Here is a 9,553-nt window from a genome sequence, read left to right as displayed (position 1 = left end):
TGTGGTTACTTAAACTTTAACAGAAATGGATTCTTTTTTCATTTTTTTCGTGCAAAACTAGAAAGCCGGAAAGGCTTGAAAAACAAGGGATTAACCTAAGTTACTGATTTTCTATGAATAATTCAGGTATAATAATCTAAAAATCGGTAAATTTAAACGTTATGATATTTTTTTGAGGGATAATATCGTTACCTTGACTATTTCGGTTAAATGTAATATACAATGGGAAAGCAATTAGTGAGGAAAACTAGATAAAGTAAGCGTATAATGTACATTGTACAAAAACAAGTCAAACCTTATTAAAAGGAGAGATTGAAATTATGAAAATCATCGCCATTGATATGGACGGAACATTGCTTAACAGTGCAGAAGAGATTACGGATGAAAACGCAAATGCGATTAAAAAGGCGCAATCACAAGGAGTCGAAGTGGTGATTGCTACAGGTCGGACGTATCAAACGGCAACAAGCTTTCTGAAAAAGGTGAATGTAAATGTGCCAATTATTTGTTTAAACGGTGCTGATGTTCGTAATCCGTTAGGTGAAAAGCTTGTCAGTGTTCCGATTGCTTCAGAGTCCTTTATTAAAATTGATGAAGTATGTAAACAACATGACATCCATTTTGAAGTTTGCACAAACATCGGTATCTATTCGGTGAGTAAAGAACGGTCACTTCAAGTGAGAATCGATATTGTCAAAAGTGCGAACTTAGATATTAATGAAAGGAAAGTGAAAGAACATTTTAATGAACACGTAGCTTTAGGATACATAAAGTTTATTAATAGTTTTCGTGAGTTGCTGAAACTTCCTGATTTGGAGGTTTACAAAGTACTTGTTTTCTCTGTTGAAGAAGAAAAGTTAGCTCATGTAAAAGCTGAACTTATCGATGATAAAGACCTATGTATTACCTCTTCTGGTCGCGAAAATTTAGAAATCAATCATATAAATGCACAAAAAGGGATGGCACTAGAAAAATTTGCTGCCGAGCGGGGAGTCGAAATGAAAGATGTCATGGCGATCGGTGATAACTTCAATGATCTTTCGATGCTAAAACGAGCGGGAAGAAGTGTGGCCATGGGAAATGCGGAAGAGGAAATAAAAAAAGTGTGCCACTTTGTCACGAAAACAAATAATGAACACGGAGTGGCTCATGCGATTGAAGAAATGTTGAAGGAATATGCCAAGATGTAAAAGGAGAGGCTTCTGAATATATAAAGGAGAAAAACGAATTGGAGCGTGTATACGCACGGTTTTTATGGGAGGCTTCTGAATATTTAAAGGGAAAAATTGTGGTTCCGCAATCGCCCGCTTTAATCTATCCACGAGGCTTCTGTATATATAAAGAAGAAAAAGTTTGTAGAAACTTGCGAAAGCGGTGCAACTTCACGTAGGTTGCGCCGTTTTTCATGATTTGCGGAATTTTTTCATAAGCTTGCGGGTAATTTTCACAACTTGCGCAAAATAACCCTTAACTTGCGGATTCCTAGTTTCTCTGGTACTTTCAATACAAAAAGGACAGCAAAACGGCTGTCCTCTCTCCTACATTTTCGGTTGACTTTTCATATTAATCAACACTTGCCTCATCCGCTGGAAACACAATCCCTGTCTGTTTCCTTACTTCCTCCATAATTTCCATCGTAGTGAGTGAATGGTCATGAGAATTAATCGTAGATTCTCGTTTTCCTGATTGAATTAATTCGATAAATTCCTTTGCCTCGTAATACATAGAGTGATTTTCTTGAGGTTTGGTGATATCTTCTGTTTGGCCGTTACGATAGTGAATGTCGACTTTTTCTGGCGTGTGGATTTTATCGATGACGATGCTTCCTTCTTCCCCTTGAATTTCAGAAGGGACGTATGAATTCGTAATTTTTGAATACATGACAACAGCATCCATATCCTCGTATTTAAGAATAATACTTCCTTCTCCATCGACACCAGACTCAAGCATTACACTCGATGCTTGAACGCTTTGTGGTTTTCCAAATAACACGACCAGTGGATAAAGACAGTAAATGCCAATGTCCATTAAGGCGCCATTTGAAAACGTTGGATTGAACGCATTTAGTACAATTCCATCTTTATATTTATCATAACGAGATGAGTATTGGCAGTAGCTTGCGAAATAGCGGCGAACTTTCCCGATTTTATGTATATGTTTACGAACGGATTGGAAATTTGGCAAGAGTGTCGTTTTCATGGCTTCCATTAATACAACATCGTTTTCCTTGGCTGCTTTAATCATTGCCTTTACTTCAGCACTGTTCGATGCAATAGGTTTTTCACATAGAACATGTTTGCCATGATTCATCAAAAAAATCGCATGTTTTGCATGAAAGGAATTGGGGCTTGCGACGTAAACAGCATCAATGTCATCGCTTTTCGCCATCGCTTCTATACTCGTAAACGTCCTTTTGGCTCCTACTTTTTCGGCAAATTCTTTCGCTTGCTCCTCAGTTCTTGAATAAACAGCTGTTAATGAGAACTCTTGTATCTCTTTCGCAGCTTTAATAAATTCTTCAGTTATCCAGCTTGTTCCAATTGTTGCGAATTTGATCATGGGTGTTTCCTCCTTCTAAGATGAATATGACTTTATCTTAACAATTTGTTAGATGACTGTCACTCCTTTGATAGAAGTAACAACTAGTGTCCACGTTCCATACTTTCGACCGAAACTGGACAAATTTTGTCAACTTACGATGGCGCAGTATAGTCGTTGCCTTCTGTGTATTTCTTGGAACCTTTATCGGATCTGCTTTCATTGCTGAGGTTATTTTGAGGATGCAGGGGAATATTAGGAGCCTGTCACCATCTGAAGTTAATCGAACGTTAAAAAGCCACCACCCTTGAGATTGTTGGTTCTTTCTTTTATTTAATTAAACGTTTGTTTAACACCACGAGTATTATTTAGGAGCCTGCCACCATCTGAAGTTAATCGAACGTTAAAAAGCCGCCACCCTAGGGATTGATGGTTCTTTCTTTTGTTAATTAAACGTTTGTTTAACATCTCCATCATTATTTAGGTGTCTGTCAGCACCTGAAACTTATCGAATGTTAAAAAGCCACCACCCTTGGGATTGGAGGTTCCTTCTTTTATAAATTAAACGTTTGTTTAACACCTCCAGTATTATTGTGGTGCCTGCCACCACCTGAAGTTAATCGAATGTTAAAAAGCCACCACCCTTGGGATTGTTGGTTCTTTCTTTTATTTAATTAAACGTTTGTTTAACATCCCCATCATTATTTAGGTGTCTGTCAGCACCTGAAACTTATCGAATGTTAAAAAGTACCAACCTTGAGATTGGAGAATCCTTCTTTTATTTAATTAAACGTTTGTTTAACACCACGAGTATTATTTAGGAGCCTACCACCATCTGAAGTTAATCGAACGTTAAAAAGCCGCCACCCTAGGGATTGGAGGTTCTTTCTTTTTTTAATTAAACGTTTGTTTAACTCTCCTCCAGCAGGGATCCTCCACCTCTCGCCACCACCTCGTACATATCCCTTATACTTTTGCAGCCCCTCTCCTTTGCCTTCTTTACATAATGCCTCCAAAGTTGAGCTGTCATTTTTGCATCTTCAAGAGCGTGATGTCGGTTTTGGATTTCAACACCACATAGGAAGCAGCATTCATCCAGCGTCAATCCGCTCCATTTAGGATCGATAAGCCGAATGAAAAAAGAGGTATCCAGAATGCGTTTCTCACTGTTCGGTCGTATTAGTCGGTTAGCTTGTTTCATAAAGGCTTGTTCATGCTTTGCATGATGAGCGACTAATGTTCTTCCTTCGATAAATTGATCAAATTGAAGAAACACTTCAGATAGCGGGGGAGCGGTTTTCAATTCAGTTTCTTGAATGTTGGTTAATTCCTTTATTTCTATTATTTGTCATTTATTAAGCTTATCAACTTGTAAATAGTGGCCTGCCTCATAGTTATCGTGTTGTCCGTACAATAATCGTAGCTGTAGTAAAATAGTCGTGAAACGTATTAAGATGGGAGTTGTTTAATTGAATATTCTGGAATTTATTTTTGCGCATATTTCTTAAATGTGAGTAGGTGCTGTTCGTCAATGATCACCCACCTCATTTATATAGATTTTTGGAGTGATGCGTGATTTTGTTCAGTACGAAGTAATTCTGGATAACCGTAACTGCCGTGCTCGCTAACGTCTAGGCCGATAATTTCTTCTTCCTCTGTTACGCGTAATCCATTCATCACTATTTTCATTACTGCTAATAAGACGAAAGAAACAATGAATGCATACAATCCGGAAGTAAAGACACCGAGTGCTTGAACGCCAAGCTGTTCGAACCCGCCGCCATAGAATAAACCTGGTTTCCCGACGGATGCTAATTCAGGAGTAGCAAAAAATCCTGTCGATAATGTTCCCCATACACCGGCTGTACCGTGAACTGAAAGAGCAAAGATTGGGTCATCAATCCGGCGTTTTTCAAAGAAGCGGATGCTGTAGAAAACGAAAATTCCTGCGACAAATCCAATCACAACAGCTGCCCATACATTAACGAAAGCACAAGAGGCTGTAATAGCAACTAAACCTGCTAAAGCGCCGTTTAACATCATGGGCACATCGGCTTTTCCTGTTACAACCGAAGAAATGATCAAGGCAGCGATTGTTCCAGCAGCAGCTGCTAAGTTTGTATTGACTGCAACGAAGCCAAAGAATGCCCCATCGACTGCTAATGTACTGCCTGCGTTAAATCCGAACCAACCTACCCATAATAGTAAAACACTGAGTGCTGTGAATACTTGGTTATGACCAGCCAAATCGTTTGCCGAACCGTCTTTGTTATATTTGCCAATACGAGGTTTTAATAAAATCGTTGCCGCAAGAGCTGCCATCGCTCCCGTTAAGTGTACAACGGTAGAGCCAGCAAAATCTTGTTTCCCGTGTTCAGCTAACCAGCCGCCCCCCCAAATCCAATGGGCAATAATCGGATAAACCAAAACGGAGAATGGGACCGAAAAAAAGAGATAGCTAGAAAGCTTCGCGCGCTCTGCAAAACCACCAAAGGCAATGGTTAAAGAAATTCCTGCAAATGCGAGTTGGAATAAGAAAAAGACAGCGCCTGAAAGACCTAGACCTTCGATGTCATACCCTGAATAAAAGAAATCCGCTAAACCAACGAATGCATTTCCTTCTCCAAAAATGAGCCCATATCCAACAGCCCAGAAAACAAGTGAACTAAGAGCGAATGTCAAAATGGTTTTACCAGCAATATGTCCAGCATTCTTCATGCGCGTTGATCCTGTTTCGAGAAGAATAAATCCACCCATCATTAAAATGACGAGAACCGCTGCCACCATCACCCAAATACTGTTTAACAAAAACGTAGTGTCCATTTAACTTTCCCCTTTCATTTGCTGTAAGTTAATTAAAATTTTACTTGAATGTAAGATTTAATGTTGGTATTTTGTAAGGAAATATAACATGGTTTTTGTGGTGAGGGGAATTAGTCTTGTTGAACACCGAATCGTGCGTTAATCTGGCCTCTCAGCATTCGTTTGCGGATATCGTTCGGGTCTTCAATTTTCTTTGTTTTTATCATTTCTTGGCGAATTTCATATGTTTGCATGCCGTCTTCTCGCTTGTTCGCTATTTCCATTAATAATTCAACATCGGAAAATGAATATTTACGACTGCCTCGTTTTGATCTTTCAGGAAAAATAAGTTTTCGCTCTTCGTAATAACGGATTTGTCGCTCGGTTAATCCTGTTAACTCACTCACAACCCCGATTGTTATAACTTTTTTATCTTTATACGATTCTTGTTTGTCATACCCCATAGCCTTCACCTCGAAAAATGTTTATATTTAGATTATACTGAATATTGTTATAAATTGTAACTGTATATGTGAGAAAAAGTAACATTAGTTGATTAGTCTAGGTGCTTCTTGTAAGATGGGGCAGGGAGGTTGTCATCATGAGATATTACACACATATTGCTACTTCACTTGCAGGAGCAGTGATCATGGCAGATTATAGTGACTTACCATTAAATATAGCTTTCGTAACAGGTGTGACGCTCGGTAGTGTGCTCCCGGATATCGATGAGCCGAAATCCTATATTGGTAGAAGGAGTAAAGGTGTATCAGTAGTAGTAAAAAGGTTGTTTGGTCATCGTGGGATGATGCACTCCATACTTCCTTGCCTACTATTAATCCTTCTTGCGTAAAACTACCCATTTGATATTTTCAAAGGATTAGCCGTTGGTTACATACTACATATTGCAGGGGATGCACTTTCGAAAGCGGGAGTTCCCCTTTTCTTGCCATTTTCCAAAAAACGAATCGGGTTGCCTGTTTATCAAACGGGTGGGATAGGGGAGAAGGTGATTTTGTTGTTTGCGATCGTTTATCTAGTAAGCTACTTTCGGTATGTAAGTTTCTTTAACTGAAATATATATAATGGTAAAATAGTCATGTATTTTCTTTTGTCAGTGAATGTCATGTACATCACTGACTCCATTTTTTATTTTGTTCAGGCCAAAAAATGAAAGGAGTGTTATGAATTTGATTAAAAAGGAACGAATGATTCCTCTAGGATTGCAAAAGTGTGAAGCTTTATTGAGGAGGCTAGATGAAAACCATCCTAAACGGCCGCTGGTTGAAGAACGGTTAGCGAAGTATAAAAAAGGATTTGAAGGAGAACAATCTTTAGACTATTTTTTTAGCGATTTACCTAAAAGTCAATACTACCTATTTCATGATTTGCGTTTACCAGTAGGGGAAAATAAGTTTGCGCAATTTGATACAGTTCTTTTATCCAAAAGCTTCTTGCTCATTATTGAAGTAAAAAACATTATGGGGACAATAATTTTTGATCGAGCATTCAGTCAGTTAATTCGAATAAAAGATGGACAAGAAGAAGCATTCCCGGATCCGATATTACAGCTGAACAGACAGAAGAAAATGATGCGTTCCATCCTCAAATCTAAAGAGATGTTTCACCTTCCAATTGAAACAATCATTGTTATAACCAACCCCGCAACGCTTTTAAAAAGCACTGGTAATACAAATGAAGTTGGACAAATCGTGATTCGTTCTACAAATTTGCTTCATAAAATCGAACACTTTGAAACAAAATACAAAAAACTCCAACTCACAACTAAGGAAGTTAACAAACTTTCACGTTACTTCAACAAATACCACTCCCCTCTGAACCCAGATATCCTATCTCAATATAAAATTGGAAAGTTAGAAATACAAACAGGTGTTCATTGTCCACATTGTAATTATATTCCTATCCAAAAACACCCAAATCGAAATAAATGGCATTGCAACAAATGTAATCAAACATCAAATGATGCTCATCTTCATTCTTTAAGAGACTATGCCTTACTTATCGGTGAGTCTATTACAAATAAAGAATGTCGAAGGTTCTTGCACTTACCTAGTACACAATCTGCTTACCGATTACTAAATACTTTTCAGCTAGAGTATACAGGTACAACGAAGGGTAGGCGATATAAGTTGCAAACTTTGATTGACTCAAAAACGGCGGGGATTTAATGGTGACAGAGGTAAAGAAAGTGAGAAATAGTATTATTGAAGTAATGGAAGGACGAGGGAAAGTGATGAAAAAAAGTGAGAAAGTGATGGAAAAAGTAGTGAAAAGCGAGAAAAAGTAGTCCCGAAGTGATGGAAAAAAGGGAAAGTGATGAAAAAAAGTGAGAAAGTGATGGAAAAAGTGGTGAAAAGCGAGAAAAAGTGGTCGTGAAGTGATGGAAAAAAAGGAAAGTGATGAAAAAAAGTGAGAAAGTGATGGAAAAAGTAGTGAAAAGCGAGAAAAAGTAGTCGAGAAGTGAAGGGAAAAGGGGAAAGTGATGAAAAAGCGTGAGAAAGTGATGGAAAAAGTAGTGAAAAGCGAGAAAAAGTGGTCGTGAAGTGATGGAAAAAAGGGAAAGTGATGAAAAAAAGTGAGAAAGTGATGGAAAAAGTAGTCCCGAAGTGATGGAAAAAAGGGAAAGTGATAAAAAAAAGTGAGAAAGTGATGGAAAAAGTAGTGAAAAGCGAGAAAAAGTAGTTGAGAAGTGATGGAAAAAAGGGAAAGTGATGAAAAAAAGTGAGAAAGTGATGGAAAAAGTGGTGAAAAGCGAGAAAAAGTAGTCGCGAAGTGGTGGAAAAAGGGGAAAGTGATCCGAAAAGTGGTGAAAAGCGAGAAAATCGTAGTGAACTGATGAGAAACTGCCCATTTTAAAAGGTATAGTTTCATATTAAGGCTTGCTTCGGAAGAAAAATAGAATACTTCCCCGCACATAACGAACGAGTGCGGGGAAGGTCCCCACTACTATTCCTTCACAAAATACGTCCAACCATCTTCTTGATATACTTTCTTCTCCTTCATTAGACGCCCGAGAGCACGTTTGAAGGCTGCTTTACTAATATGAAAGCGAGCTTGAATGTCGTATGGATCGCTTTTGTCCGTATATGGCATTGCGCCGCCGCGATTTTCCATGAAGGTATAAATCATTTCGGCGTGGTCTTCAATTGATTCATGTTTACGGGGAAGCAATGAAACATTTACGGTACCATCATCTTTTACTTCAATGATACGGCCATCTACAATCTCTCCAAGTCTCGGTTCATGCTTGCGTTCTGATTCATGAATAAATCCGCGGTATCCAACATCGGATAGAATAAACGAGCCGACTTTCAATGAGCGATACACACGGCCACGAATATTTTGATTAAAAGCAGACGTTGGTGCTTCTACGACTAGCTCTTTTATGACATCTTCTGTCGCAAGTTTCGCGAGTAACCGACCGCGTTTATCTACTTTTAATGAACAATACAGCTGATCTCCTTTTTCGGGCCAGATGGACGGAAGAGGTGGTAAATCATCGGCTGATAGTAAAATATCTTTCGTCAGGCCGATATCGATAAACACACCTAGTTTAGGGACAACATCAACAACTTCAACCCAATCATATTTTTCCGTAGAGATTTTCGGTGTTTTCATGGATGCGCAAAGTCGTCCGTCGTGATCGTGATAAATAAACACCGACACAGTATCATCAATTTGAAGCTGCTCTTCTTGCTCTATTTCTGATTGATGGAGGAGTACATCTTCCGTTCCATTTGTTAAAAAGTAACCATAAGGTACTTCGGATTTTACGGTTAAGGTCGCCATTTCCCCTGGCATTAATTTGTTCATATTCAAATCTTCCTTTATAGTTAGTATCGAGCTTAATTGTACTATATGTTCGTTTCGTGACAAAAGAAAAAATGAATTTTCCACGATTAAATTACGGTTATATCACTATAACCCATCCTCTTTTCAAAGTTTCTTTTCCTCGTCCTTTTTCTTCCAATACTCCTCACTTGCTTTATCCGCTCGTTTCCCAGCTTGAAAAATACTCATAAATACACAAACGAGCATTAACCAAACGCCAATGACAAATCCCCATATCATGTTTATCGTCTCCTATATTCGTTTTATATCATTTTCGACATGTCAAGTTATTGGCATACAATAAATCATGAATTGTTTATATCTTCCTATTATATGAGCGGGTTTACGATTTAATTAAAAA

The 9,553-nt window shown here is 38.3% G+C and carries 8 protein-coding genes and 1 pseudogene; 3 read left to right on the top strand and 6 right to left on the bottom strand.

The features are described from left to right. Nucleotides 1-320 precede the first annotated feature (320 nt). A complete protein-coding gene (locus tag MLD65_RS15815; RefSeq protein WP_243292822.1) occupies nucleotides 321-1,190 on the top strand; it encodes a Cof-type HAD-IIB family hydrolase in 870 nt (289 codons plus the stop codon). Nucleotides 1,191-1,563: 373 nt separating this feature from the next. On the opposite strand, the gene MLD65_RS15810 is transcribed toward MLD65_RS15815, so the two are convergent. The 4 genes from MLD65_RS15810 to MLD65_RS15800 form a co-directional block, all read right to left on the bottom strand. Further along, entirely contained in the window at nucleotides 1,564-2,559 is a 996-nt protein-coding gene (locus MLD65_RS15810; protein WP_243292821.1) for a Gfo/Idh/MocA family protein, read from the bottom strand. Nucleotides 2,560-3,448: 889 nt separating this feature from the next. Then, nucleotides 3,449-3,874 carry an exonuclease domain-containing protein gene (locus MLD65_RS18495; protein ID WP_481748542.1) on the bottom strand — a complete coding sequence of 142 codons (426 nt, stop codon included), beginning with the start codon at nucleotides 3,872-3,874 and terminating at the stop codon, nucleotides 3,449-3,451. A gap of 212 nt (nucleotides 3,875-4,086) precedes the next feature. After that, on the bottom strand, nucleotides 4,087-5,361 hold the full coding sequence (locus MLD65_RS15805) for an ammonium transporter (RefSeq protein ID WP_243292820.1): 1,275 nt from the start codon (nucleotides 5,359-5,361) through the stop codon (nucleotides 4,087-4,089). A 110-nt stretch (nucleotides 5,362-5,471) separates the two neighbouring features. Next, on the bottom strand, nucleotides 5,472-5,804 hold the full coding sequence (locus MLD65_RS15800; protein ID WP_243292819.1) for a MerR family transcriptional regulator: 333 nt from the start codon (nucleotides 5,802-5,804) through the stop codon (nucleotides 5,472-5,474). Between the two features lie 137 nt (nucleotides 5,805-5,941). On the opposite strand from MLD65_RS15800, the pseudogene MLD65_RS15795 reads away from it, so the two are divergent. Beyond that, nucleotides 5,942-6,415 (top strand): annotated as a pseudogene (locus MLD65_RS15795) (metal-dependent hydrolase). A 109-nt stretch (nucleotides 6,416-6,524) separates the two neighbouring features. Continuing rightward, a complete protein-coding gene (locus tag MLD65_RS15790; protein WP_243292818.1) occupies nucleotides 6,525-7,529 on the top strand; it encodes a nuclease-related domain-containing protein in 1,005 nt (334 codons plus the stop codon). A gap of 778 nt (nucleotides 7,530-8,307) precedes the next feature. On the opposite strand, the gene MLD65_RS15785 is transcribed toward MLD65_RS15790, so the two are convergent. Next, nucleotides 8,308-9,162 (bottom strand): CvfB family protein, encoded by an 855-nt coding sequence (locus tag MLD65_RS15785; RefSeq protein WP_243292823.1) that lies wholly within the window; start codon nucleotides 9,160-9,162, stop codon nucleotides 8,308-8,310. A 135-nt stretch (nucleotides 9,163-9,297) separates the two neighbouring features. Then, a complete protein-coding gene (locus tag MLD65_RS18175) occupies nucleotides 9,298-9,432 on the bottom strand; it encodes a hypothetical protein (RefSeq protein WP_279326108.1) in 135 nt (44 codons plus the stop codon). Between the last annotated feature and the right edge of the window lie 121 nt (nucleotides 9,433-9,553).

The organism is Bacillus sp. FJAT-47783, from assembly GCF_022808615.1.
Lineage (GTDB): Bacteria > Bacillota > Bacilli > Bacillales > Aeribacillaceae > Bacillus_BZ.
The sequence above is the reverse complement of the archived record's forward strand: the minus strand, read 5'-3'. Positions and strand labels throughout refer to the sequence as shown.